General features: G+C 66.5%; 25 protein-coding genes. 12 read left to right on the forward strand and 13 right to left on the reverse strand.

Translation table 11 applies throughout. From position 1 onward, the window contains the following. Positions 1-47: 47 nt before the first annotated feature. The 4 genes from IU459_RS18150 to IU459_RS39700 all read left to right on the forward strand — a co-directional run bounded on the left by IU459_RS18150 (position 48) and on the right by IU459_RS39700 (position 2,828). Entirely contained in the window at positions 48-365 is a 318-nt protein-coding gene (locus IU459_RS18150) for an AMP-binding enzyme (protein WP_228838130.1), read from the forward strand. Then, entirely contained in the window at positions 362-1,171 is an 810-nt protein-coding gene (locus tag IU459_RS18155) for an SDR family NAD(P)-dependent oxidoreductase (RefSeq protein WP_195130739.1), read from the forward strand. Before IU459_RS18150 ends, IU459_RS18155 begins: the two co-directional genes overlap by 4 nt. After that, positions 1,171-2,031, forward strand: a complete 861-nt coding sequence (locus IU459_RS18160; protein WP_195130740.1) for an amidohydrolase family protein — start codon at positions 1,171-1,173, stop codon at positions 2,029-2,031. The genes IU459_RS18155 and IU459_RS18160 overlap by 1 nt, the downstream gene beginning before the upstream one ends. 140 nt (positions 2,032-2,171) lie before the next feature. Further along, positions 2,172-2,828 carry a hypothetical protein gene (locus IU459_RS39700; RefSeq protein WP_195130741.1) on the forward strand — a complete coding sequence of 219 codons (657 nt, stop codon included), beginning with the start codon at positions 2,172-2,174 and terminating at the stop codon, positions 2,826-2,828. Positions 2,829-2,906: 78 nt separating this feature from the next. Here IU459_RS39700 and IU459_RS18170 read toward each other — a convergent pair whose 3' ends face one another. Together IU459_RS18170 and IU459_RS18175 are read right to left on the reverse strand one after the other, a co-directional pair. Beyond that, positions 2,907-3,956 (reverse strand): FAD-dependent oxidoreductase, encoded by a 1,050-nt coding sequence (locus tag IU459_RS18170; protein ID WP_195130742.1) that lies wholly within the window; start codon positions 3,954-3,956, stop codon positions 2,907-2,909. 52 nt (positions 3,957-4,008) lie between these two features. Then, positions 4,009-4,392 (reverse strand): DUF4272 domain-containing protein, encoded by a 384-nt coding sequence (locus IU459_RS18175; protein WP_195130743.1) that lies wholly within the window; start codon positions 4,390-4,392, stop codon positions 4,009-4,011. An 801-nt stretch (positions 4,393-5,193) separates the two neighbouring features. Here IU459_RS18175 and IU459_RS18180 point away from each other — a divergent pair. Further along, entirely contained in the window at positions 5,194-6,228 is a 1,035-nt protein-coding gene (locus IU459_RS18180) for a YheC/YheD family protein (protein ID WP_228838132.1), read from the forward strand. Positions 6,229-6,288: 60 nt separating this feature from the next. On the opposite strand, the gene IU459_RS18185 is transcribed toward IU459_RS18180, so the two are convergent. The 6 genes from IU459_RS18185 to IU459_RS18210 form a co-directional block, all read right to left on the reverse strand. Then, positions 6,289-7,614, reverse strand: a complete 1,326-nt coding sequence (locus IU459_RS18185) for a UDP-glucose dehydrogenase family protein (RefSeq protein WP_195130745.1) — start codon at positions 7,612-7,614, stop codon at positions 6,289-6,291. Further along, entirely contained in the window at positions 7,607-8,557 is a 951-nt protein-coding gene (locus tag IU459_RS18190; protein ID WP_195130746.1) for a glycosyltransferase family 9 protein, read from the reverse strand. The genes IU459_RS18185 and IU459_RS18190 overlap by 8 nt, the downstream gene beginning before the upstream one ends. Positions 8,558-8,606: 49 nt before the next feature. Continuing rightward, on the reverse strand, positions 8,607-9,617 hold the full coding sequence (locus tag IU459_RS18195) for a glycosyltransferase family 2 protein (protein ID WP_195130747.1): 1,011 nt from the start codon (positions 9,615-9,617) through the stop codon (positions 8,607-8,609). Next, a complete protein-coding gene (locus IU459_RS18200) occupies positions 9,614-11,236 on the reverse strand; it encodes a carbamoyltransferase family protein (protein WP_195130748.1) in 1,623 nt (540 codons plus the stop codon). Before IU459_RS18200 ends, IU459_RS18195 begins: the two co-directional genes overlap by 4 nt. A 97-nt stretch (positions 11,237-11,333) precedes the next feature. Beyond that, positions 11,334-12,299: a UDP-glucuronic acid decarboxylase family protein gene (locus IU459_RS18205; RefSeq protein ID WP_195130749.1), complete on the reverse strand. Its 966-nt coding sequence runs from the start codon at positions 12,297-12,299 to the stop codon at positions 11,334-11,336. Further along, on the reverse strand, positions 12,296-13,264 hold the full coding sequence (locus IU459_RS18210; protein ID WP_195130750.1) for a glycosyltransferase: 969 nt from the start codon (positions 13,262-13,264) through the stop codon (positions 12,296-12,298). The genes IU459_RS18205 and IU459_RS18210 overlap by 4 nt, the downstream gene beginning before the upstream one ends. Before the next feature lie 142 nt (positions 13,265-13,406). Here IU459_RS18210 and IU459_RS18215 point away from each other — a divergent pair, with 142 nt between their 5' ends. From IU459_RS18215 to IU459_RS18235, 6 genes are all read left to right on the forward strand, one after another. Continuing rightward, positions 13,407-14,798: an aldehyde dehydrogenase family protein gene (locus IU459_RS18215; protein WP_195130751.1), complete on the forward strand. Its 1,392-nt coding sequence runs from the start codon at positions 13,407-13,409 to the stop codon at positions 14,796-14,798. Positions 14,799-14,826: 28 nt separating this feature from the next. Next, the gene (locus IU459_RS18220) at positions 14,827-15,714 is read left to right on the forward strand and encodes a polysaccharide pyruvyl transferase family protein (protein ID WP_195130752.1); all 888 of its coding nucleotides are present in this window, start codon (positions 14,827-14,829) and stop codon (positions 15,712-15,714) included. Further along, positions 15,711-16,595, forward strand: coding sequence for a glycosyltransferase family 2 protein (locus IU459_RS18225; RefSeq protein ID WP_324198916.1), 885 nt, complete (start codon positions 15,711-15,713; stop codon positions 16,593-16,595). The genes IU459_RS18220 and IU459_RS18225 overlap by 4 nt, the downstream gene beginning before the upstream one ends. A gap of 4 nt (positions 16,596-16,599) precedes the next feature. Further along, the gene (locus IU459_RS18230; protein ID WP_195130753.1) at positions 16,600-17,496 is read left to right on the forward strand and encodes a glycosyltransferase family 2 protein; all 897 of its coding nucleotides are present in this window, start codon (positions 16,600-16,602) and stop codon (positions 17,494-17,496) included. A 40-nt stretch (positions 17,497-17,536) separates the two neighbouring features. Continuing rightward, positions 17,537-17,665 carry a hypothetical protein gene (locus tag IU459_RS39330; protein ID WP_267469832.1) on the forward strand — a complete coding sequence of 43 codons (129 nt, stop codon included), beginning with the start codon at positions 17,537-17,539 and terminating at the stop codon, positions 17,663-17,665. 327 nt (positions 17,666-17,992) lie between these two features. Next, complete coding sequence (locus tag IU459_RS18235; RefSeq protein WP_195130754.1) at positions 17,993-19,456, forward strand: MDR family MFS transporter; 1,464 nt, start codon at positions 17,993-17,995, stop codon at positions 19,454-19,456. 114 nt (positions 19,457-19,570) lie between these two features. On the opposite strand, the gene IU459_RS18240 is transcribed toward IU459_RS18235, so the two are convergent. Then, positions 19,571-20,521 carry a MerR family transcriptional regulator gene (locus IU459_RS18240; protein ID WP_324198917.1) on the reverse strand — a complete coding sequence of 317 codons (951 nt, stop codon included), beginning with the start codon at positions 20,519-20,521 and terminating at the stop codon, positions 19,571-19,573. Between the two features lie 73 nt (positions 20,522-20,594). On the opposite strand from IU459_RS18240, the gene IU459_RS18245 reads away from it, so the two are divergent. Continuing rightward, a complete protein-coding gene (locus IU459_RS18245) occupies positions 20,595-21,251 on the forward strand; it encodes a maleylpyruvate isomerase family mycothiol-dependent enzyme (protein WP_195130755.1) in 657 nt (218 codons plus the stop codon). A gap of 188 nt (positions 21,252-21,439) precedes the next feature. Here the strand turns inward: IU459_RS18245 and IU459_RS18250 are convergent, their stop codons facing one another. From IU459_RS18250 to IU459_RS18265, 4 genes are read right to left on the reverse strand one after another with little or no spacing between them, the layout of a single operon-like run. Then, positions 21,440-22,144 (reverse strand): flavodoxin family protein, encoded by a 705-nt coding sequence (locus IU459_RS18250; RefSeq protein ID WP_195130756.1) that lies wholly within the window; start codon positions 22,142-22,144, stop codon positions 21,440-21,442. Further along, positions 22,141-22,569 carry a hypothetical protein gene (locus IU459_RS18255; RefSeq protein ID WP_324198918.1) on the reverse strand — a complete coding sequence of 143 codons (429 nt, stop codon included), beginning with the start codon at positions 22,567-22,569 and terminating at the stop codon, positions 22,141-22,143. Before IU459_RS18255 ends, IU459_RS18250 begins: the two co-directional genes overlap by 4 nt. After that, entirely contained in the window at positions 22,566-23,705 is a 1,140-nt protein-coding gene (locus tag IU459_RS18260; RefSeq protein WP_195130758.1) for a molybdopterin-dependent oxidoreductase, read from the reverse strand. The genes IU459_RS18255 and IU459_RS18260 overlap by 4 nt, the downstream gene beginning before the upstream one ends. Then, positions 23,705-24,322, reverse strand: coding sequence for a class I SAM-dependent methyltransferase (locus IU459_RS18265; RefSeq protein ID WP_440446508.1), 618 nt, complete (start codon positions 24,320-24,322; stop codon positions 23,705-23,707). The genes IU459_RS18260 and IU459_RS18265 overlap by 1 nt, the downstream gene beginning before the upstream one ends. Positions 24,323-24,383: the final 61 nt, after the last annotated feature.

Consider the following 24,383-nt stretch of genomic DNA (forward strand, 5'->3'; position numbering starts at 1 on the left):
TCACCGCCCCCAACTCCACGCGATCCGACAACCCGGTCCAAGGATGCATGCCCGATACAAGATCACATCACCAACATGTGTCACCACGACCGCGACGAACCACTTGCCTTGTCAAGCAACGGCATTGCCCCGCCGTCCTCGAATGCTCCGTGCTCGGCACCCCGGACGAACGCTGGGGGGAGCTCGTCCATGCGGTCGTCGTCGTCCGCGACGGCGCACAGGTCAGCGCCGAGGAGATCATCGAGCACTGCCGTGACCACCTGGCCGGCTACAAGTGCCCCAAGAAGGTGACCTTCCGCAACGGGCTGCCCAAGACCGTAGTCGGCAAGATCAACCGCAAGGAGCTCGGGGAGCTGGTCCGATGAGTACCTCGCTGAGCCGGAAAGTCGCTTTCGTCACTGGCGGACGACAAGGGATCGGAAAAGCCGTGGTCGAGACGCTCGCCGGCGCCGGCGCGAGCGTCGCGGTCGTCGATGTCGACCCATCCGTGGCGGACGTGGCGGCCGAGATCAGTCGGCGTACGCCGGGATGCGAGGTCATTGCGGTGCGGGCCGACGTCACCTCGAGTGAGGAGATCGGTGCCGCGGTCGCGGAGGCCAACCGGCGTCTGGGCCGGATCGACATCCTGATCAACAATGCCGGAGTTGTCGGCACCAGGGCGTTCTCCTGGACGGGCGACGAGGATGTGTGGCGAGCGACCGTCGACATCAACCTGGTCGGGACCTACCGCGTCACCAAGGCCGTCGTTCCGCAGATGGTCCAGGCACGAGCCGGACGCGTCATCAACATCGCTTCGATCTCCGGGAAGCAGGGCAGCATCGGGAACTCCGCGTACAGCGCGTCCAAGCATGGGGTCGTCGGCCTGACCCGCACGCTCGCGCAGGAGTTCGGCATCCTGGGCCTCGGTGAGCTCACCGCCAACGCGGTCTGCCCCGGCGTGGTCGACACGCCACTGGTACATGGGGAGGACGGACTCCTGGATGGCGTCTCGGCGCTCACCGGCGAGAGCCACGAGGTGGTGATGGAGAAGTACATCCTCACCCAGTCGTTGCAGCACCGCCTCCTGGACCCGCAAGAGGTCGCGGACATGGTGCTCTACCTCGCGTCCGACCGGGCGCGCGGCATCACCGGGCAGGCGATCAACGTCTGCGGAGGGTCGGTGTTCAACTGATGACTGCGCAAATCAACCGGATCGTCGACGCCCACGTTCACTGGTGGGACGTCGAGGCGAACCCCTGGTACGAGTACATCCGCAACGTCGGCGAGATGACCGGTACGAACCTGCACAGCAACTACCTCCCCGCCGACTACCGTCGCAGCATCGGTGACGTCGGGGTGTCGAAGGTTATCCACGTCTCCGCCGTGGTCGGAACCCAGCACTACGTCGACGAACTACGTTGGGTGGACAGCGTTGCCGCCGGCTCGGGCTTCGAAGTCGGCTGCGTCGGATCCGTGGACCCGGTCCTGGACAGCGTCGAGCTTCGCGCACACCTCGACGCCCAATTCGACACCGGCCGGCTGCGCGGCATCCGAGTCCTCGAAGGCCTCGACCCGGACGGTGACGCCGCCTGCACACTCGCCGACTGGCTGATCCAGCGTGATCTCGTCCTCGACCTGGTCGCTCGACCGGACACGCTCGAACGATGGACCCGCTTCATTGCCGACCGTCCGCGTCTCCGGGTGGTCCTGGAGCACTCCGGATGGCCTCTCGGGGCTGATGACGCGTCCTATCAGGCTTGGGAGCAGTCGCTGACTCGCTTCGCCTCCAACACCGACGCCGCTGTGAAGGTCTCCGGACTCGCCATGGTTACCTTCGAAGTGAGCGAAGCAAGGATGAGGCCCTGGATCGAGTGCTGCGTCGACCGATTCGGTTGGGACCGCGTGGTGTTCGCCAGTAATTTCCCCGTCGATGGGCTCGCCGGCTCCTACGGGGACTTGATTCGCGTCTTCGACGAGGTGCTCAGGCCCGACGACGAAGTCCAGCTCGAGAAGTTCTTCGCTGCCAACGCCGAACGCATCTACCGACTCTAGAGTTGGATGCTGGCCGACTCGATGAGCATATCCAATCCGTCGCGGGGGCAGGGATGAAGTCGAAGGCACGCCTGCACAAGGTGATTCTCACCGGAATCATGGGTCTGGCAGTACGATACGGCGCTCTCTCCGAGAACCCCGTGCGCGACACCTCCCGCCTGCGTAGACGCAAGACCAAGCCTCAGATCATCGAACGGGAACGCCTGGTCGGCCTGCGTGAGCAACTTCGGCAATGGTTGGCAGGCGAAGAGATTCCGGGGACTCCCGCATATACGCACGGTCCGAAGCGTGATCAGTTCGTCGTGGATGTGGCCGATCTGATCCTCGGTTCGGGGGTGCGCCCGGGAGAGGCCCTGGCTGCATCCTGGGATCAGTTCGACCTTGAAGCGGAACCGGCGACGTTCACCGTCAATGCAACGGTGGTCAGACTGAAAGGTAAGGGACTGTTCCGGCAGGAATGGACGAAGACAGACGCGGGGCACCGAACTGTCACGCTGCCCGGGTTCGTCGTCGACATGTTGAAGCGGTTGCAAGACGACCCGAAGCACGGACGGATGTGGGAGGTGAGGGCGCTGCGCGAGGTTCGCGCCGAGGTGGTTGGCACGTTGCTGGCATCGGCGAGCTTCGACGGAACTGTTCGCTTGTGGGATCCGCACACCGGACAACCATTCGGCAAGCCCCTGGCCGGTCGTTCGAGAAGTGTCATCGACGTTGCTTTCAGCCCCGACAGCACCTTCCTCGCCGCCGCACTAGGTGACAACACTCTCCGGATATGGACCGCCGACCACCTATGGTGACACCTTCGGCTCGACGACAGTTCCGATCAGGCGCCGCGGCCAGCGGCTTCGATGCCAGGGTGAACTCCTCTCGTCGAGCTACCGGGAAACGCTGGCGCGACCGCGGACGGCGCGTTGCCGGTCGTCGATGATTTTGGTGCGGCGCAGGGCCATTGCCTCAGCGGGACAACTGCCGGTGGTGAGCGCGCGGTAGACGGCGTGTGCGTCTTCGAGTGCGTCGCGCGCGCCGACGCCGGCCGCGGGAGTGATCGCGTGGTCGGCGTCGCCGATGAGCAGGACCGGCAGCGTCGGCTCGGCAGCGGCGTCGAGGGGCACGTTGCGCGCGTTGCTGACGTGGACGGAGTCGGTCTTGTCGAGCAGGGTGCCGACCAGATCGTTGATCGACGGCGTGGTCTGAAGGACCGTGTCGGTCCACTCGCTGGTGGGTCGCACGCCGGAGTCGTCTGCGCCGTCCAGAGGAGCGCGGGCTATCCGGATGAACCAGTGGGCGGTGTGTCCGGGCCGCCAGATGTGGCCGAACGTGCTGGCGGCTGCGCCGGTGGCGTCGAGCTCGGCGAAGAAGTGCAGTGTCTGGGGTTCGGTGTCCAGTTCTGTTGGGGTGGAGGTCATCCCGTACAGCACGACGTCTCCGGCGTAGACCGGGGTGCGCTCGGGTTCGAGGCGGGCCCGGACGACGGAGTCGATGCCGTCGGCGGCGATCACGATGTCGCCGGTGGTGCTCGATGAGCCGTCGCTGTGCTGGATCCGGCATCGTCCGGGCTCGTCGACGGTCACGTCGGTGATGCCGCAGTCGTACCGGAGATCGGCGCCCGAGGTGCCGACGAAGTCGTTGAGCACCTTTACCAGCGAGCTGCGCAGCCAGAACCGGTGACCGCGGCTCATCGCGGCGCGGCGGCCGTTGCTGCCGACGTATTCGAGGGCGCTGACCGGGTAAGAGGCCTGGTTCACCGCGTCGTCGTCGACGCCGAGGTCGTGTAATACCGAGTGGCCGCGCTCGTCGATGAACAGGAACGCTCCGCCGGCGGCGTTGCGCGGTTGCTGCTCGTACAGAGTGACCTGTTCACCTCTGCGGGCGAGGGCGCCGCCGAGGATGGTCCCGGCGATGCCTCCGCCGATGATCGTCACCATTCGAATCTCCTACTCGGGTAGGGACTGAGCATCCGAAAGTACGTTGCATCTTCTATTCTTCGCCGGCATCCCATTCCGACTGGTCGGCACATGCAATCCAATGCAACGCATGGCATCGTTCAGCTACCACCATGGGATCCAAGCCGCCGATGCTTTCTCCACATTGCTCATAGATATCCTGCGAAAAATGATTGAGAAAGAAGTAGTAGTGCAGTTCCGCGAGTATCTCCTGCGTGGGGCGCAATCCGGCTTGTCGGATGAATGGTTGCAATGGTTCGCCCAATGTCGGCAAATGGTCGATGACCAGTGCACCGTCCATTCGTTCATCGGGTTCGAGCAGGCTCGAAATTTCTCCTGAAGCCCATAGCAGGACGTACAGGGACTCCGCTCGCCAGGTCAGTAGATTCGATTGCATCGCTGCTTGCTTCCACAGCATCTCTTCTTCGGGTAACTCGGTCAGTGAGAATACCCTCTTTTACCGCTCGGTCAATTCGGGCAGAAAATGCTCCGCCCGCATCCATTCCGAGACTGCTCTTGGATTCGGGTGGTATATGACGCCGAGCAGTGCATGCAGGGCAAGTGCTCGCCGGGCCAACTCTGTGGGATCGCGGAATTGGATAGGAAAAACATCCTCTATTTCGGGTAGGAATTCCACTTCCAATCCGTGCTGTTTCAATCGAGTTTGTGTCGATGGTATCATTGCACACCTTCCATTACGCCTCGGCGCATCGGTTCGAACTGCTCAGTATTTCGCGCCCCGCGCTCGAATGCAAACGCCCACATGGACGCTCGGGCCGACCCTCGGCGACTGGCTGGTGGAGGACGCGGAAGTCGTTGCGCGTCAACGACTGTAGCCGCGACTAGAGGCGTGGTAGCCGAGGTTGTGATCGATGCACCTGGTTGACGAACGCGCACACCGGCGTGCTCTGCCAGATCCGGCCGAGTCCGCGAAACATTCGGGGCGCCTGCATGATCCGGACATCCACCTGGTGGCGGGACCGCATCGGTCGTCCTGGACCGACCGACGGGGGTCCGCCAGAGGCCGGCGTCTCGAAGCTGCCCTTCCAATCGATGCCCAAGACATGCGTGTTGCGATCGAACATGACGACTCCCTCAATTCTATATTCATCTCCTCCAGTATGCTGAGGGAGCGATTCGGTTCGGGCGACACGCCTCGGGAAGCTGACCTCAGAGAATTCGACTTCATCGTCAGAAAGGCGGACTGAAACGGGTGCAGATGTTCGATCTCATTGTCCTGACGGAGTTGGCCGGTTCCGGCAGGCCGTTTGGAAAGCAGACCAACTTCTTTGCTGATTTGGAAAAGATGGCAACTGAGAGTGGGTACCGTCTCGGTATCGGTGATGTCAGTAGCCTGAGGGCGTTCGATACGACGTTGGATGTCTATGCTGCCAACAGTGAGTTCACCGCTCGTTCCGTCGGTCGCGCGTATTACAATCGAGCGATTTCGTCGGACGCTATGAACCGGCAGGTCGGGCAATATGCGGGTGTACTCGGTTCCGCAATATTATTCAATGGGATTGCCTCGGTAGAGGCGATGCAGGACAAGTATTATTGCAGCCTGCTGTTCGATTCCAGTGGGATTCCGGTGCCTATGTCCATGTTCACCTCGGAGATCAATGGCCGGCTCGACCGTCTGGTGGATTTCGGAGACAGCTTGGTGTTGAAACCGCGATCGGGCATGCAGGGGGAGGGGATTCAATTTGTCGAGCGCGAAGGAAACCAGCTCATGGCCGGTGATGAGTGCTACGCTATCGAAGATCTGCCCACACTGTTTCCGAATCATATCGTGCAACAAAACGTACGACCGGCAAGTGGCTTCGAAGTGAGAACGCTGGTTCAATTCGAGGGAAATGGTTACAACGCCGTCGCCTCCTACGTCAAGGATTCGCCGGCGCGATCGGTTGCGAATCTTTCCAGAGGTGCACGGGCGCGCTCGCCTCGGGAGGTTCACCCGGCGCTGGACGCGAAAACAATCGACACTATCGAAAACAATGCGGTCGCCGCGGTGGAGGCGGTTCGTACCGCCAGTTCGGACAATCGCCTGTTCGAGGCCGGTGTGGATCAAATAGTGGATGACAGTGGCAGATGCTGGATCATTGAGATCAACGGAAGGCCTGGGCGTTTCGGGCTGTCGCTGGTCGCCAAATACTCCGGGCTTGCGACGGAAAGGGATAGATATCGCGCTATGCGCCAGAAGTCGCTGTGGAATATTATCCAATACGGCCTGCGTATTTCCGGCTCGGCGGAATAACCGGCACTGAGCCGTGTACGTGCGCTGAGGCATCGCAGACCGCTGCCACTGATGCTCTGTTCAGGCTGGTCCGCCGCCGAACGACCAAGCGGTGCCGGTGCCCAGCAAGCTGAAGCCGGTGCCGCTCAGCAGGTGCTCGTCGAGCAGGTTCCGGGTGTCCACGATGACGGCCCGGTCGACATCGGTCGCGAGTCGCGCCCAGTCGAGCGCACGGAACTCGGGCCATTCGGTGAGGATCACGATCGCGCCGGCGTCCCGCGCCACCAGGTAAGGGTCATCTACCACCCGGATGCCGTCGAGGCCGGGAGCGCCGGACTCCGGGACACACGGGTCGTAAGCGGTGACGGTGGCGTCATGATGGGAAAGCTGCCGCGCGACCGCGACGGCGGGGGAGTCGCGCAGGTCCCCCGTCCCGGCCTTGAACGTGAGGCCGAGCACGCCGATCCGCGTGCCCGACAGCGAGCCGTCGACCGCACCGGTGACCGCGCGGCGGATCTTGCGCATCACCATCGCGTGCTGATGGTCGTTGGCTCGCAGGGCATCACGGACGATAGCGAAGTCCACCCCTGATTCCTCCGCGGCCCGCAAGAGCGCGCGCGTGTCCTTGGGCAGACACGAACCGCCCCAGCCGGGGCCGGGTGCGAGGAAAGCCGGACCGATCCGGTCGTCCATTCCCATCGCGGTGGTGACCTTCGTGATATCGGCGCCGACCCGTTCGCACAGTTCGGCCAGCGTGTTCACGAACGAGAGCTTGACCGCGAGAAACGCGTTGCTGGCGTACTTGGCGAGTTCCGCGCTGGCCGAGTCCAATCGGAGGACCGGCGCGCCTGTTGCGGCGTACAGCGCCGCGACACGGTCGGCCGATTCCCGATCCTGCTCCGCCGCGCCCACAAGGACGCGGTCGGGGTGCAGGAAGTCGTGCACCGCGTGGCCCTCCCGGAGAAATTCCGGGTTGCTGATGACCGCCGTGTTCGCGCGCCCGGACAGTGCGGCGATCCGCGCCGCCGTCCCCACCGGAACGGTGGATTTGGTGACGAGCACGCAATCCGGCGGCAGGACAGTGGCCAACGTCCGCAGCGCGTCTTCGAGCACGCCCAGGTCGGCCGTGCCAGCGGTGCCCATGGGCGTCGGGAGGCACAACAGGACCACTTCGCATTCGTGCAGCGCTCTCGGGTCCCCCGTGAAGACGAGTCGGTTCTCCGCGAGCCCTTCTCGAACCAGTTGCGGCAGGCCGGGCTCGACGATCGCGACCGTACCCGCGCGAAGGGCCGCTACCTTGGACTCGTCATTGTCGACACAGACCACATGATGTCCTAGGTGGGCCAGGCAAGCGGCGCTGGTAAGCCCTACATACCCGGCACCTACCACGCCGACGCGACTACCCATGGCGCACCTTCTCCGCGAGCAACCCGGTCGCGACCCTCAGCACATGTTCTGGATGCAGCAGGAGCAGCCCGGGATCGGGATAGGCGCTATGTGGATCGCCGACCTGCCCTGCCCACAGCGTTACGTGGTGTTTCGCGGCAGCGGGCGGCCCCCACCGGTGTGGAGGCGTGGGGCCGAACAGCAATATCGACGATGTGCCGAAGGCGGTGGCGAGATGCCCAACGCCGGTATCGCCGCACACGACCAGCGCCGCTTCGGCCACCAGCGCGGCGAGTTCGGTCAGGTCGGTGCGTCCCGCGTACACCGCTGAGGGCGGCAGGCCCGCTCTCTCGGCGACCGCGTTCGCCAACGGCATTTCGCCGCGCGCACCGGTGATGACCACCCGGTGGCCGTTGGCGCTGAGTTCCCGTGCCACTCGAGCGAAACGTTCGGATGGCCAGCGCCGTGCGGGATAGGCCGCTCCGGGATGAAGCACGACCACGTTCGACTCAGGGGCGGACTGCGGTGGCGCGGGTAGCAGCAGCGCGGTTCGATCGGCGTCGATCCGTCCGTACTCCAGCAATCGGCACCAGCGATCCACCTCGTGCATCTCGTCGCGCCAGTCGAGGCCGGGCACCTCAGGGTAAGCCGGGTGGTGATGGGTCAGCAGTGTCTCCGGCCGTACCGCCAGCAGATCACGGATGCTTTCCGGGCCTCTGCCGTGCAAGTTGACCGCCAGCCTCGGCGGTGCCTCCTGCCATTGCAGCGCACCCAGTCCCGCGGTCGGCAGCAGTTCGTCGACCGCGTCGATGAGGTCGACCAGAGCGCGGAGCGCTTCCGGCGCGGCGAGTACCACACGCTCGTCCGGGTAGGCGTTCTTCAGCCCGCGCAGGGCGGGCACGCTGGTCAGCAGGTCGCCGAGCCCGAGCGCGCGGAGCACGAGAATGGATTGGGTCAAGGCCACGGTCCCGCTTCCGATGCGCACACCACGTGTGCCACCAGCGCCCGGCCGGTCACGGCGGATCCGTGATCGCCGGCGATCCCGCATCGGCCGCGGTCGCGTGCCGGTGGCGCAGCTCGCCGCGCAGGCGGTGCCAGCACGCTGCCGGTGGAATCAGCGCACTGCTCAGCACCATTCGGCCGATTTCGCCAGGCGTGCGGGGCCCGGGCGCGATCCGGCGCGCCGCGAATTCGCCGGTCAGCGTCGTCCAGATCGCCGCGAACGCCAGGGCGGAGCGTTTGCGGCCCACGGCGCCGAGCGCCATGGCCACCGTCCCCGCAGCCGTGGTGAGCGTGTGGCGAGGGAGGAGTCCGCGGCCTTCGCCGATGCGCTGACGCCACCGACGGCCGTACTTCCGCCGCAGCAACGCGTTGTCGGCGTTCCCGCGTTGTGCTCGCACACTGGCCATGGGCCCCGATCCGCGGACCGGGTGGCGAGTGAGCCGCTGGCCGGACGCGATGACGTACCCGGCGAGGCAGACCCGCATCGCCAGATCGGCGTCCTCGCGGAATGCCCTCGGAAACCGCTCATCGAAGCCGCCGACCGCGGCCAGCGCGGACCGGCGGTAAGCCATGTCCGCTGTGATCCACCGCGCGGTGGCCAGTCGTGCGGTTCCTCGTTCGTCGTCGGTCGGCCGGCGATGCTTCGGCAGCGGAACCTCGATACGGGCCGTGGAGGCCGCCGTTTGCTCATCCAGACCGTGCAGGTCGTCGGCCAAGCGGGCAGGCCAGTCCGGCGCGGTGAGCACATCGTCGTCCAGGAAAGCGATCCACGTGCCGGAGGCCTGCCGCCAGCCCGCGTTCCTCGCTGCGGCGGGTCCCCGGCCACCTGAGCGGATGACCCGCACCGGAGGCACCGTGCCGGGCAGCGGTAATTCCCCGTCTCCGGGCCGATCGTCTACCACGATGATCTCCCGTGGCTTGGGACCCGCCGCGGTGTCGAGCGACTCGAGCAGCGACCGAAGGCTTTCCCGGCCGGTGGTCGGGATCACGATGCTGTAGTCCACGGTGTGGTGGCCGTTCATCCGCGGCGAACCAGGAATGGGCCGATGGCCAGCAGATCGATCGGGGCGGAACCGAAGCACTCGAGGGCGTCGCGGGGCGAATCGACCATCGGCCTGCCCGCGGTGTTCAGGCTCGTGTTGATCACCACGGGCAGACCCGTGCGCCGGTCGAACTCCGACAACATTCTTGCCACGACAGGCTTGGCCACGGGATCGACGGTTTGCACCCGCGCGGTGCCGTCCACATGCGTCACGGCGGGGATCCGTGCGCGCCACGCCGGGGCGACATCGTGGACGAACAGCATGTACGGGCTCGGCAACGGTCCGCGTCCGAAAATCTCGGACGCCCGGTCGGCGAGCACCATCGGTGCGAGCGGCCGGAACTGTTCTCGCCCCTTCACATCGTTGAGGCGTTCGAGATTCTCCGACCGGCCGGGATGCGCGAGTAGCGAGCGATGCCCGAGTGCGCGCGGGCCGAATTCGGCGCGGCCCTGGAACCAGGCCACGACTCGGTCCTCCGCGAGCGCTTGCGCCACGTCGGCCGCGATGTCGTCGGACCTGATGTACCTCAGCTTCGCCGTGCGGAGAACGGTTTCCAGCTCCGAGTCGGTCCACTCGCGGCCGAGGTCGGCGCCCCGCATCGGGGCGACACGCTCACCCAACTCGGCCGCCAATTGGAGCGCGGCACCCAGCGCGGTGCCCGCGTCACCCGCCGCAGGCTGCACCCAGATCCGTTCGTAGGGGCCTTCGGCGTGCAGCCGGGTGTTGGCCACGCAGTTCAGCGCGGTGCCACCGGCCAGCGTGAGGTTCCGCTGTCCGGTCTGCCGATGCAGCCAGGAAGTCAACTCCAACAACACCTCTTCGAGCCGTCGCTGAACGCTCGCGGCGAGGTCGGCATGGTCCGGGCCGAGCTCACCGCCGGTAACGGCGGGTACGAAGCGTTCCCAGTCCACGGGTTCGGTGCGGAAGCCACCGTCACCGGTGGCATACACGAATTCCCGGAACCGGTCGAGGAACCGGGGCATGCCATAGGAGGCGATGGCCATCACCTTGTATTCGTCGCTCGACCGGGCGAATCCGAGATGTGCGGTGAGGTCCTCGTACATCAGCCCGAGTGAGTGCGGCAGCTGCTGGGACGCCAATTCCACGAACTTGCCGTCTCGGTATTCTCCGGCGAGATAGGAATGGCTTTCGCCGCGTCCATCGGCCACCAGGACCGCCGAGTCACCGAACGGGGCCGCGAGCGCCGCGGACGCGGCATGCGCCAGGTGATGTCGTACGAATCGCACGATCGTGGGATCGAGACCGGGCAGTGCGGCCTGGAGAAAAGCAGGCGCTCGGAATGCGTAGTCCGTGCGGGTCCCTTCGCTTTTCCGGTCCAAACCGCCGAGCGAATGATCGACCAGCCTCGGGTCGTAGGAGTAGCCCACCGCGTCGAGCTGATCGGGACGTAGTCCCGCTCGGTCCAGGCACCATGCGGCCGCGTGCTCGGGCAATTCCCACGCGGAGAACGGCACCGGCCGCTTGCCGTGCTTGCGTCGGGTGAACCGCTCTTCCTCGGCGGCAGCGACGATTTCGCCGTCCACGATCAGGGCAGCAGCAGGATCGTGGAATATCGCGTTGATTCCGAGAATGCGCACGGGCCGCCTTTCTGTCGAGACGCGGGACCTCTCGGTCTGCCCGCTGACGTATAGGGGGGCGCTACCCGCCGCGGGCACCACTAAACCGACGTGCTGATCAGCGCAGCGACTGTTCCGCCGACACGGCCGCGCTCCCGGCGAACCAGTCGATCGTGCGGCGCAGCCCTTCGGCCCGGTCGACCAATGGCCACCAGCCCAGTTCCCGCCTGGCCAGCGAGATGTCCGGGCAGCGCCGCTTCGGATCATCGATCGCGCCGTCGACATACCGCACAGTGGACCGGCTGCCGGTCACCGTTCGGATTTCCTCGGCGAGGCGCCGCACGGAGACCTCATGCGGATTGCCGATGTTGACCGGTCCCGGATGGTCGCTGGACGCCAGGGCGAGCAGGCCGCGCACCGTGTCGTCGACGTAACACAGCGAGCGGGTCTGCTCGCCGGTTCCCGCGATGGTGAGTGGTGCGTCCGACAGCGCCTGAGCGATGAATGTGGGCACCATTCGGCCGTCGTCGGTACGCATTCGCGGACCGTAGGTGTTGAAAATCCGGGCGATTCCGGTATTCACACCTCGTTCCCGGCGAAACGCCATCGTCAAAGCCTCGGCATACCGTTTCGCCTCGTCGTAGACGCTGCGCGGACCAATCGGATTGACGTGGCCCCAGTAATTCTCGGGCTGCGGGTGGACAGCCGGGTCGCCGTATACCTCGCTCGTCGACGCGAGCACGAATCGAGCTCGATTCCGCTCGGCCAGGTCGAGGGCGTTGGCGGTCCCGAGTGAACCGGCTCGTAGCGTCTCGATCGGCAGCCGTAGGTAGTCCGGAGGCGATGCGGCCGACGCGAGATGGAAGACGACGTCGAAGCTGCCCCACGCGGGCAACGGCTCGGTGACGTCGTGCTGGATGAGGTCGAACTCGGGCCGGTCCAGGAGCCGGGTGACATTGTCCGGTGTGGAGGTTGCGAAGTTGTCGAGCGCGACCACGGCTGTGCCCGCGTCGAGCAACTGCTCACACAGATGCGATCCGACGAACCCGCAACCGCCGGTGACCAACGCGCGTTCTGCCGTCATGCGGTGACCTCCCCAAGTATGCGATCCCATCGGCGCAGGAAGTCGTCGAGGCCGTAATGCTCCAGCGCGAACTGCCGTCCCGCCTTGCCCGCGAGCACCGCCAGGTCGGGTTCGTGGAGTAGTTCATGGAACTTCGCGGTGAGCGACGCGACGTCGGTAGAGATGGCACCGGCTTCCGGCGGCACCGCGTTCACGGCCTCGGTGGTGGCGAGGGCCACTACGGGCATCGCAAGGTGCATGGCTTCGAGGAGAGACAGTCCGAGCGAAGTCCACCGCGCGGTGTGCAGATACACCCTTCTGCGCGCCATTTCTGGATGCAATGCCGACTGTTCGAAGTCGCCGATTCCGCGAATAGGGTGTCCGGTCGGTCTGGCGGCCGTGTAGCCGTCCGTTCCGATGCCGTACACATCGACAGGCCCCGCCATCGCGAAGTCGGGCAACAGATCAGTTCCCGTGATCCTTCCGCGCCGCATGGGTTCGTTGATCAGCGCTACGCCGTGCGGCAGCTCGCCGGTGTACAGCGCGCCGGGATCCACAATGCCGTGTGGCACCACGCGGGTGGGCGCGCTTCCGTTGTCCCACATCAGGTCATTGAAATGGGTTACGTGCACGATCGGGATGGCGGCGCGATCCGCGAGGGGATGCCTGGTGGTCGCGGCACTGGGACGCGGAGCGTTGTGCTCGACATAGACGGCCGGAATGTCGGCGCCAGGACGACGACCGAGCCAGCGCTCGGTGAGGTCGATTTCCTCCGGGCGCTGGAGAACGACCACGTCCGGCTCGGTTTCGCGCAACGCACCCGCGGGCACCTCCTCGGCGGACGGCCAGTCGCGGCCGCACCGCCCGCGGCCCCACGGCCCGCCGCCGCCCAGCACCGGGATCAGGTAACGGTGCGGTCCCTGGACGAACGACGTCGTCCAGGAGCCGTGCACGTGCCACAGCAGCACGTCGAGCCGTTCGGCCATGTCGGTAGCTCTTGCCTCTTGCCGCTCGATCAAACCTGGCGTCGTCGGGTATCGCCGCGTGCCCGGCATTTGCCCCACAGCAGCGCCGCGCCTGTCGCGACCAACGTGTTTGAACCGTCGGCGGCAGGCAATCGCCCGCGATATGAGCGGACCGAACGCTGCCACGCTTCCCATCGAACAGGCGACCGAGACGATCGAGATCCTCGATCCCGCTACCGGTGCCACTGTCGGCAAGGTGCCCATGACCGGTATCGCGGACATCGATCCGAAAGTAGAGCTGGCCAATCGGGTTCAGTCCATGTGGGCGCGCACCCCGGCGCCTGAGCGGGCCGCTGCGCTCCGTGCGGGCGCCGCCTTGCTTCGCGAGCATGCCGATGAACTCGCCGAGCTCAACCACGTCGAAACCGGACGCCCGCGGTCCGAAAGCAAGGAGGGGGTGTTGGTCGGCGCCGCGACATTGGAGCAATACGCCGAGCTCGGACCGGTGCACCGGGGAAAGAGCCTGCAGGGAGCTTTCGAAGCGTTCGACCTCATGGTGTGGGAGCCGCGCGGCGTCGTCGTCGCGCTGACGCCCTGGAACGATCCCGTCGCGGTGTCCTGCGGTTTGCTCGGCGCGGCGCTGGCCACCGGGAACACGGTCGTGTACAAGCCGAGCGAACGCGCGCCGCATACCGGCGGTCTGCTGGGCGATCTGCTCGCCCGTGGGCTGCCGGAGGGTGTTCTGCAGACGATGCAAGGCGATGGGAGGATCGGCGCACTGCTCGCCGCACGCGGGGATGTGGACGTCGTCGCACACGTCGGCAGCACCGCCACGGGACGGTCGATCGCGAAAAGCGTTGCGGCGACCGGCGCCAAGGCATTGCTGGAAAACGGCGGCAATGACGCCCTCGTCGTCGACGCCGGTGTGGATCCCGTGTGGGCCGCCGGACAGGCGGCGCTGGGCGCGTTCGCGAACTCCGGCCAGGTCTGCGTGTCCGTCGAACGGATCTTCGTGCACCGGGACGCCGCGGAGGCCTTTCTGGCGGCGCTGGTCGCCGAAGCCGAGTCCCGGACGTTGGCGCCGTTGGTCGACCGGCGCCATCGCGATCAGGTCCACGCCCACGTACGCGATGCGATGGACCACGGGGCCGAATTGCTGACGGGTGGTGTCGTGCCGGACGGGGCCGGTGCGCACTATCCGGCCACCGTGCTGGCGCGCTGCGACCCGAATATGCGGATCATGCGGGAAGAGACATTCGGTCCGGTCGCGCCGGTACGGGTGGTGGATACCTTCGAAGAGGGCATCGCCGAGGCCGCGAACGACGACTACGGGCTCGCGGCGACCGTACTCACTCCATCGATGGCCAATGCCCAGCACGCCTGGCGGGAATTGCCGGTCGGCACGGTGAAGATCAACGCGGTATTCGGTGGGGCGCCCGGCGGAGCGGCTCACCCACGGCGGGCCAGCGGAACCGGCTTCGGTTATGGACCCGAATTGCTCGATGAGATGACCCAGACGAAGGTCGTGCACCTGCGTCCGGTGGCGGCCGATTGACTTGCGGTGCACCGGGTATCCGCCGGACATGCGGGTACTTGTCACCGGGTGGCCCAGCTTTGTGCACGGGGAAGCGACGGCCGGGGATGTCTTGAGCATGAGCCGGGTGTGCGACGCTCTCGCATCCGCCGAAATACCCCATGACACGGCGTGGAGTCCCGGCTTCCGTTCCGATGCGTTGCATCTGGACGACGCCGACCCGGGACGCTATTCGCACCTGGTGTTCGTGTGCGGACCTGCCCGCGGGGAGCAGGTGCGCTTCCTGCACAGACGGTATGCGAACTGCCGGCGCATCGCGGTGGGGGTTTCCGTTCTCGATCCGGCCGACGCGGCGGTCACCGGGTTCCACCGCGTCTTGGCGCGCGACGGTCCGTCCACCGCGCGACCGGACATGGCCGTCGCGGCGTCCACGGTGCCCGTTCCGGTGGTGGGCGTCGTATTCGCGCCCGGTCAGGCCGAATACGGCGCGGCCCGTCGTCATCGGTCGGTGCATCGGGCGTTGATGCGCTGGCTCCGCGATCTCGACTGCGCGCGACTACCGATCGATACCCGGCTGGCCCCCGATGACTGGCGCCAATGCCGTACACCCGACCAGCTCACGTCGGTGTTCTCCCGCCTCGACGCGGTGATCACCACTCGCCTGCACGGCTTGGTGCTTGGCCTGCGGGCCGGTGTCCCGGTTCTCGCGGTGGATCCCATCGCGGGCGGAGGGAAGGTCACCGCGCAGGCAGGGGCACTGAACTGGCCCGCGCTGGTCTCCGCAGAGCAAACCGTCGACCCCGGCGCGTTCGACCGTTGGTGGCGCTGGTGTCTGTCCCCGGCGGGGCGCGAACGTGCGCGGCGACGGGAGTTCCCCGCGGCCGACGCCTTGACCCGGGACCTGCTCGACGAGCTGCTCATCGGCCGGTCGGCGTGAGTACTCGGAGCCTGGCGAAGACGACTGTCGTCATCGCCACCCGCAACCGCGCTTCCGAGTTGGCCCGTACCTTGACCGAGTTACGCGCGCTTCGTCCGCGTCCCGCGATTGTGGTGCTGGACAACGCTTCCGTCGACGACACCGTCGGCGCGGCGGAGAAATTCCCTGATGTGCGAGTTGTCCGCCTGTCCCGCAATCTCGGCGCGGCTGCGCGCAACCTCGGCGTCGCGATCGCCCGGACACCCTACGTCGCTTTCAGCGATGACGATTCATGGTGGGCCGGTGACGCGCTCCCCGAAGCAGAGCGGGTGCTGGACGCCTATCCACAGCTGGGCCTGGTAGCGGGACGCACGCTCGTCGGGGCCGACCACCGTGACGACCCGGTCAACGAACTGATGGCGACCAGCCCGCTCGGGCACCAGCCTGACCTGCCGGGTCCATCGGTTCTCGGCTTCCTCGCCTGTGCGGCGATCGTCCGGAGGGAGGCGTACCTGCAGGCCGCCGGGTTCAGTCCGCTGCTGCATTTCGGTGCCGAAGAACGGTTGCTGTCACTAGACCTGGCGGCCTCTGGCTGGCACCTCTGTTACGTGGCGGACGTGCGCGCCCACCACCACCCGTCGAAGCGGCGACCACCGCAGGCCTGGCGCACGCGGGTCGAACAGCGCAACAACGCGTTGATCGCCTGGATGCGACGGCCGCTGCGGCGGTGCGCGGCCGAGTCCGCCGGCCTGCTGTGTCGTGCGGTGCGTGATCCTGGCACGTTGCTGGCGATCGGGGGGATCATTCGCCGCCTGCCGAGGGCATTGGCACAGCGGCGTCGCCTGCCGCCGGAGATAGAACGCCTGGCCAGGACGCTGGAACTCGCCGAGGGAAGGAAGTGACCGGATGGCTCCGCAACGAATGACGGTCGTCATGATCACCCGCGACCGGCGCGAACAACTGCTGGAGACGCTGGCGCACATGACCGCGCTTGCCGACGCGGCGCCGGTCATCCTCGTCGACAACGGATCCACGGACGGCACTGCCGACGCGGTCGCCGCGGCGTTCCCCGCCGTAGAGCTCATCCGCTCGCCGGAGAATCTGGGTGCGGTGGCCAGGAACATCGCGGTCGAGCGGGTGGCCACGCCTTATGTGGCGTTCTGTGATGACGACACCCGGTGGCAGCCGGGCGCCTTGACCCGCGCCGCCGATCTGCTCGACCGGTACCCCGGCCTGGGTTCGGTGACCGGACGATGCCTGGTCGCGCCGGACCTGCGCGAGGATCCGATCACGCCGGAACTGCGCTATTCACCGGTTCCCGGGCCCGATTGGCTGCCGGGTCCCGCTCTGCTCGGCGTGATGGCAGCGCTGTCCGCCTTCCGGGTCAGCGCGTTCCGGCGGGTCGGCGGTTTCTCCCGACGATTGTGGTTCGGCGGCGAAGAGGAATTGCTGGCCCTCGACCTCGCGGCGCATGGCTGGTGGATGTGCTGGGTAGAGGACATGCTGATCCATCACGAGCCGTCAACCACGCGCGATCCGACCCATCGCCGTCGACTCGGTATCCGGAACACCCTGTGGACGCTGTGGTTGCGCCGCCCGGCCCGAAGCGCCGCCCGGCGGACGGCCGCGGTGCTCAGGTCGGCCCCGGCCGACCGGACAACGGCCGCGGCTGTCGTCGAGACACTGCGTGGACTACCCTGGGTGCTGCGCGAACGAAAAGTCTTGCCGCCGCGCGTGGAGTCCGGCCTCGTTCTGTTGGAAGAATCCCAGCGCCGTTCGCTCGCGCGTCGCTACGTGGGCTGAGGTTCGCCGCTCCCGCACCGATCACACCCTCGCCGCTGATGTGACCGCTCGCGACATCGCTTATCAACTTCTCGGACTCATCCGCATCGCGCAGCTGATCCCGGAATCGGAACCGAGCGCGATCGGGCACCATGTAGAACTCGCGCTACGTGGCCTGGCCGCGAAGTAGCCGCGATACAGCCGTTCCGGTGTCGATGATCGTGGTCGCGCTGGAGATGCCGTCCGGCGGAGATGGCGTCGGGAGATGGGTGACGAGGCTCACGATCCGGTATCGGCGGATCCTGGGAAACTTGCTGACCAGCAACTTCACGTAGGGTGCGCGGCGAGTTGGTGGAAAATCTGCTGGTTTGTGTCGGTGCCGACCGGAATACTGGCGCGCGCCCGATGAGTTCGAGCAGCCGATCCCGTCTCAACGACTGTGGCGCCGGGACGCGATCCGGTGACTCGGCAACGGGCCACATATTTCCTGACCCTGTCCATGTTCCGGAGGTATCCGATGTCCGCCCAACCATCCGCTCCCGCCTCGGGAGGGCGGACACCGACCGTCATCAGAGTGCTGGTCCTCGCGACATTCGTGGTGATCCTGAACGAGACCATCATGATCAACGCGATCCCGCGGCTGATGGAGGACCTCGCGATCACCGACCGGTTGGCGCAATGGGTGTCCACCGCGTTCATGCTGACGATGGCGGCGGTCATCCCGACCACCGGCTGGTTCCTGCAGCGGGTGTCGACCAGGCATGCCTACGCCGCGGCGATGGGTGTCTTCCTGGCCGGAACCGCGCTGTCGGCCGTCGCGCCGTCGTTCGCGGTGCTGCTGCTCGGACGCATCATCCAGGCCGGTGGCACCGCGGTGATGATGCCGCTGCTGATGACCACCTTGATGACCGTCGTGCCCGAGCAGGACCGCGGCAGGGTGATGGGCAATGTCACCCTGGCCATCTCGGTGGCCCCCGCGATGGGTCCGGTGATCTCCGGAGCGGTGCTGCAGATCGCCTCGTGGCGTTGGCTTTTCCTGCTGGTGCTGCCGATCGCGGGGGTGATCACCTGGCTGGGCCTGCGCCGGCTGGAGAACGTCGGTGAACCGCAGGCCGGGCAGATCGATGTGGCCAGCGTGGCACTGGCCGCGCTCGGCTTCGGCGGGCTGGTGTTCGGGCTCAGCCGGTTCGAGAGCGGTAATCTCGCGAGCCCGGCGCTGATCGTCGCCGCGGGCTCGGCCCTGATCGCCGCGTTCGTGTTCCGGCAGTTGCGCCTGCAGCGCACCGGCGCTCCGCTGCTCGACCTGCGGGTCCTGCGGTCCGGCACCTACACCAAGGCGCTGATCCTGATGTCGGTGGCGTTCATGGCGATGCTCGGGTCGATGATCCTGCTGCCGTTGTACCTGCAGAACCTGCGTGGCCTGAGCCCGTTGGCCACCGGTTTGCTGGTGATGCCGGGCGGGCTGGCGATGGGTCTGCTCGGACCGACCGTCGGGCGCCTGTTCGACCGATTCGGTGGACGCTTGCTGGTGATTCCCGGCTCGATCGGGATCGCCGCGTCGCTGGCCGGGTTCACCCAGATCTCGATGACCATGCCGTACTGGCAGATGCTGATCCTGCACATTCTGCTGATGGTTTCGCTGGCCGCGGCCTTCACCCCGGTCTTCACCCTCGGCCTCGGTGCGCTGCCGCACCAGCTGTACTCGCACGGCAGTTCCATGCTCGGCACCCTGCAGCAGGTGGCCGCGGCGTTCGGCACCGCCCTGGTGGTAACGGTGATGTCGGCCCGCAGCACCACGCTCGTCGCCGAGGGCAACGACATCGTCACCGCCACCCTCGACGGCATGCGCCTGGCCTTCCTGGTCTCCGCTGCCTTGGCGCTGATCGTGATCGTGATGGCAGTGCTGTTGCCGGGCCGATCCGTCACTCCGGAAGCAGGCGAGGGGTCCGAGGCCACGACCCCCGAACTGGTCAAGGGCTGAACGGGATTCGGTACGACGAAGCCCCTGGCCGCATCGAAAGCCAGGGGCTTCGTCGCATGGATCGGCCCGCCCCGGAGCGATCGCGGCCGTCAGCTGACCAGGTGATCCGGTTGGCTACCTCGGGTTCGCGATCGTGGGCGCGGCTGCCGGATCGACGGATCGGGTGAGCGCGTCGTAGAGCCAGTGGTGAGCGGCGCCTAGCGTGGGCACACCGGTGACCTCGTCGGTGAGGCGCCAGTATCGGTGGATGCGGGGGTCTGTGTCGGTTGCACCGATCAGGAGCTCGTGGCGGAACTGCGGCGTGTCGCGGGTGCCGCGGGCGGCGGCGTGTGCGTCGACGAACTGGTCCAGTTCGGGCCCGGGCCCGGGTCGCTGCTGGGTGATCAGGCGGTGCATGGCGGACTGGCATGCCCGAGCGACTCCGGTCAGGAGTTCACGTTTGTGGCGGATCGCGGTCCGGTCCGACCGCCAGAGCTGGTGTGCGGTGATGGCGTGGAGTGCGGGATCGGTGACGAGAGCGGCGAGTTCGGCGTAGGCCGCGATGTGGTGCGGCGCCGGGTCGTGCGGTAGGCCGGGCACGTTCATAGCGACGAAATCGTCGAGCACGTCCGGGGGGATGGGCGTGAGTACGCGTCGCCAGAAGGCCACGATCGCGTCATGTGTGCGGTGCCGGTCCTGGACCGCGGCCAGCAATTCCAAGCGAGCGGCCCGCTCGGCTGGGGAGGCGTCTTCGACGGCCCGCAGCGAGGCTCGCCGCCACGTCAGCACGGCCAGTTCGGCGTCGAGCTCGCGACGTTCGGCGGCGACCGCGTCGGCGAGGGAAACAGTTCCGGCGAGGACATCCACTATGGCGGTCAAGGACACACCGAGCGCACGCAATCGGCGCACCAGCAAGAGCCGATCGACGGCGGTGACCGGATCGAAGGTCCGGTGCCCGCCGGATGTGCGGTGGGACTCCAGAAGCCCTTGGTCGCAATAGAAGCGGATGGTGCGGACCGGCACGCCGGTCAGTCGGGACAGCTCCCCGATGCTCACCGAGCCGGTGTTTTGTGTGTTGTCGGTCACTATCGCTGGAACCTCCACCCCGGTGGAGTTCCTACCGTACTGGAACACCCCAGGAGAGATGGAGCAACGCGAAATGACCCGTAGCACACCGATGACGACCGACGAGATGTGGCGGGCGGTCGCCGCCGAACGGGCAAGCCTGGTCGAACTACTGGAGACTTTCTCCGAAGCCGACTGGAACCACGGCTCGCTGTGCGAGGGCTGGCGGGTGCGTGATGTCATCGCCCACATAGTGCTGTCCGCACGTCCCAGCCTCGGCTGGATTCTGGTCAATGTGATCCGCGCCCGCGGCAGCTTGGACCGTGCGATCCGGGACACCGCCATCCGTCTCGCCGACCGTACGACGACATCGCAGTTGCTCGCCGCGTTGCGCGACAGTATCGGCGTGCGGTCGACGCCGATCGGCACCAATGCTGCCGATCGGCTGATGGATCTGCTGGTGCACGGGCAGGACATCGCGGTGCCACTTGGCATCACCCGGGAAATGCCTATCGACGCGGCCCGAGCGGCTCTCGAGCGAGTCTGGACAACCGATACGTTTCGATCCCGCGAGAAGTTCGCCGGATATCACCTCGTGGCAACCGATGCCGGGTGGGACACCGGTGCCGGACTTGCTGTCGAAGGTCCGGTCGCGTCGCTGCTCCTGCTGCTCACCGGTCGCCGTGCCGGGCAAGAACGCCTCACGGGCGAGGGAGCCGAGCGACTGATCACGGACGGAAAGGCGCGGTAGTTCGGCGAACATTCGGCTTCAGCGGCGATCCGCAGCGGTATCGCCGCACTCCGCCGGCCCCGAGCGCGCACCTCCGCCCTGACCCGGCGCGCCGAAGTGGTGATCCCTTCGCTTTCGAGGCGCTACCTGTGGCCCGGGCGTTCCTCATCGAACGCGATCACGCTCCGGTACGCCGAGCGATGCGACTGCTACCGGTGTTCGGGATTCTCGAAGTCGAAGCGGCAGCCTGCGTCCCATTCGGAACGCTGGTTGCCGTGTGCTGGTATTCCGTTGTTGTCTCTGAGCATTCGGGCCAGGTGCAGCAGGTTCCAGGTCATGAATGTGGTGTTGCGGTTGGTGAAATCGTTCTCCGGCCCACCGGAACCGGGATCCAGGTAGGACGGTCCCGGTCCCGCCTCACCGATCCAGCCCGCGTCGGCCTGTGGCGGAATGGTGTAACCGAGGTGCTGGAGGCTGTAGAGGATGTTCATCGCGCAGTGCTTCACGCCGTCCTCGTTGCCGGTGATGATGCAACCGCCGACCCGTCCGTAGTAGGCGTATTGGCCGCGTTCGTTGAGGATGGACGAATTGCCGTAGAGCCGCTCGATGACCTTCTTGGTGACCGAACTGTTGTCGCCCAACCATATCGGTCCCGCCAGTACGAGGATGTCGGCATCCATGACCTGGCGTTGCAGGGCGGGCCACTCGTCGGTGGCCCAGCCGTGCTCGGTCATATCCGGCCAGACGCCGGGGGCGATGTCGTGGTCGACGGCGCGGATATGGGAGACCTGCACGCCGTTCTTTTCCATGATGTGCGCGCTGAGGTCGATCAGTCCCTGGGTATTGCTTCGTTCCGGTGAGCGCTTGAGTGTGCAATTGATGAACAGGGCACGCAGGTCGCCGAAGCCGGTCATGATTGCCTCCTGGACGGGTTAGTGGTGGATTTCCGTCGCTGCTGTGCGGTGGCGGCCAGGACCAGCAGCCAGATGACGGTCAGAAGTATCGCGAGGCCGACGGGGTAGTTTCGGTCGAGAACGGTCGGATTGCCCGGTACCGCGTTACCGCGGCCGAGCACGGGCACGGCGATGAGAACCAAGGCGACGGTGCATACGGCGCCGCAGGCGGCGGCCGCCCACCGGGACCGTGGCAGGATCCGCCGGGCGCCCAGGCCGACTATCGCGCTCAGGGGTGCGAAAACCGCGTCGTGCAGCAGGATCCCGGCCGCGAACCACAGCGCGATCGACAGCAGGTCGTCGGTGGCGACATCGAGCAGCAGGGTGATCGCGTAGTACAGGAGCGATACACCGGCCACAGCCAGCAGGGTTCGTACGATGATCACGACAGCACCTCGATCGTGGACAACCACTTCGTCTGCAACACGCCGGGCCGGTTCGGGGCGATCAATCGGCACGGGTAGCCGTGATCGAGGTCGAGAGTTTCACCGTTGATTTCGAGGGCGACCAGGGTGTTCCGGTCGAGGGCATGGCGTTGCGGAAGAACGGAGCTGTTGTAGATGCCACCGACTTCCAGGGACCGCAGCCGGATATCTCCGCCTTGGTAGGACCCGACCGCGGCCAGCAGGTCCCGCATCCGGACGCCCGACCATTCGGCTGATGCGCTCCAGCCTTCGACACAGGCGATCGGAAGCCGGGCGGAGGTCTGTGGCAGTGCGAGCAATTCGGCTCGCGTGAAGTGCTGACTGCGTCCGCCGATCGACACCGTCAACCGGTAGCCGGGATCGAGCGCCGCTGTGCTGGTCCCGGCCGCGGCGGCCGATCGGTTGACGGGTACACCCTGGGGTCCCTCCCCGCTGCGTGGTGCCAGCAGGGATACCCAGCGCAGGAATGGCACCGTCTGTCCGGCAACGGCTACGGCGGCCACGCCCGCTGCCAACCAGGCAGCCTTCAGCACCCCACGCCGCGAAACATGTCTGTGGTCTACCGGTTCCTGGTCCGGCTCCGCTTCATCGAGTGGGCGGCTCAGCGCTTCCCGAATGACCGGCAGTTTCACCGCAAGGTGCACCACGAGCGCGCCGAGCACGATATACGCCATGGCATAGTGGGCGGTGGGGAAGAAGAATTTCCACGGATAGTACTGCGCGATATTGAACAATCCGGTGGACAGCTCGAATATCGTCGCCCCGACCAGCAGGGCGATGGATCCACGTTCCAGTATCCGTAGCGGCGATCCGATCACCGGGCGCTGGAACAGCTTCGGGTACACCGCCCAGAGTTTGACCAGCAGTAGCGGTATCGCGGCGACCCCGCAGATGACGTGGGCGCCTTGGGTCACCCGGTACAGCCAGACCGGGTCGGCCGGCCACCAGAACCAGCCGGGTGGATGTTGGATCCAATGGCTGAGCAGGCCCGTCACGAAGCAGATCGTGATGGCCGCGCCCAGTGCGAGACCCACCCGGCTCGCCACTTCCGGCCCGCGGGCGCTCGACACTTCCGGCGCGGGCTTGCGCACTATCATCACCCGGCCTCCGAAAGGCGGCGCAACCAGGCGAAATGCCGGCCGGACACGGTAGCTGTCGTGATGACCTGAAATCCGGCGGTGGCGGACAACTCGTGCGCATGGTCGATACCGACACGGGCCCACGGCATCCAGGCGCCCACTCGCGTCCGGGTTTCCAGGCGAACCGGCCGGAGGTCGACACCGGTACGAGGTGGATCGAATTCGACGATCGCCACGCCGCCGCCGGAGAGCAGTTCCGCCGAGCGAGCCAGCAGTCGTCGCGGGTCGCCGCCGATCCCGATATTGCCGTCCGCGAGAATCGCGTACGACCAGCGTCCGGTACCGGGCAAGTGCTCGAACAGATCTCGGCGCAAAGCGGGGGCGCCGCGGAAGCGCGTGACCGCCACCGCCATCGGGGAAATGTCGACACCGAGAGCCAGCACACCTCGTCGCAGCAAGGCCGCGACGAGACGGCCCGGTCCGCAGCCCAAATCCAGAGTCGGTCCGTCGCAGCAGTGGGTCACCGCTGCGTCCGCGCGGCGGTCGGCGGTATTCGGACGTCCTAGCCAGCGGCGGGTGGGCAGCCGATGACGGGCTCCATCCGCCGTGCGCATCCAACATTCCGCACCGGTCATCGCCTGGTCGAAGAGACCGAGGGCGCAGTCCGGTTGCCGTGCGTCCGGGTGGACCGGTCGT

It is taken from the genome of Nocardia amamiensis (assembly GCF_015477605.1).
Taxonomy (GTDB): Bacteria; Actinomycetota; Actinomycetes; order Mycobacteriales; family Mycobacteriaceae; genus Nocardia; species Nocardia amamiensis_A.

Coding starts and splice junctions, on each gene's coding strand:
- IU459_RS18150 (WP_228838130.1), top strand. CDS start 48: ATGCCCGATACAAGATCACATCACCAACATGTGTCACCACGACCGCGA.
- IU459_RS18155 (WP_195130739.1), top strand. CDS start 362: ATGAGTACCTCGCTGAGCCGGAAAGTCGCTTTCGTCACTGGCGGACGA.
- IU459_RS18160 (WP_195130740.1), top strand. CDS start 1,171: ATGACTGCGCAAATCAACCGGATCGTCGACGCCCACGTTCACTGGTGG.
- IU459_RS18170 (WP_195130742.1), bottom strand. CDS start 3,956: ATGGTGACGATCATCGGCGGAGGCATCGCCGGGACCATCCTCGGCGGC.
- IU459_RS18175 (WP_195130743.1), bottom strand. CDS start 4,392: ATGCTGTGGAAGCAAGCAGCGATGCAATCGAATCTACTGACCTGGCGA.
- IU459_RS18180 (WP_228838132.1), top strand. CDS start 5,194: ATGTTCGATCTCATTGTCCTGACGGAGTTGGCCGGTTCCGGCAGGCCG.
- IU459_RS18185 (WP_195130745.1), bottom strand. CDS start 7,614: ATGGGTAGTCGCGTCGGCGTGGTAGGTGCCGGGTATGTAGGGCTTACC.
- IU459_RS18195 (WP_195130747.1), bottom strand. CDS start 9,617: ATGAACGGCCACCACACCGTGGACTACAGCATCGTGATCCCGACCACC.
- IU459_RS18205 (WP_195130749.1), bottom strand. CDS start 12,299: ATGACGGCAGAACGCGCGTTGGTCACCGGCGGTTGCGGGTTCGTCGGA.
- IU459_RS18210 (WP_195130750.1), bottom strand. CDS start 13,264: ATGGCCGAACGGCTCGACGTGCTGCTGTGGCACGTGCACGGCTCCTGG.
- IU459_RS18215 (WP_195130751.1), top strand. CDS start 13,407: ATGAGCGGACCGAACGCTGCCACGCTTCCCATCGAACAGGCGACCGAG.
- IU459_RS18220 (WP_195130752.1), top strand. CDS start 14,827: ATGCGGGTACTTGTCACCGGGTGGCCCAGCTTTGTGCACGGGGAAGCG.
- IU459_RS18230 (WP_195130753.1), top strand. CDS start 16,600: ATGGCTCCGCAACGAATGACGGTCGTCATGATCACCCGCGACCGGCGC.
- IU459_RS18235 (WP_195130754.1), top strand. CDS start 17,993: ATGTCCGCCCAACCATCCGCTCCCGCCTCGGGAGGGCGGACACCGACC.
- IU459_RS18245 (WP_195130755.1), top strand. CDS start 20,595: ATGACCCGTAGCACACCGATGACGACCGACGAGATGTGGCGGGCGGTC.
- IU459_RS18250 (WP_195130756.1), bottom strand. CDS start 22,144: ATGACCGGCTTCGGCGACCTGCGTGCCCTGTTCATCAATTGCACACTC.
- IU459_RS18260 (WP_195130758.1), bottom strand. CDS start 23,705: ATGATAGTGCGCAAGCCCGCGCCGGAAGTGTCGAGCGCCCGCGGGCCG.
- IU459_RS18265 (WP_440446508.1), bottom strand. CDS start 24,322: ATGACCGGTGCGGAATGTTGGATGCGCACGGCGGATGGAGCCCGTCAT.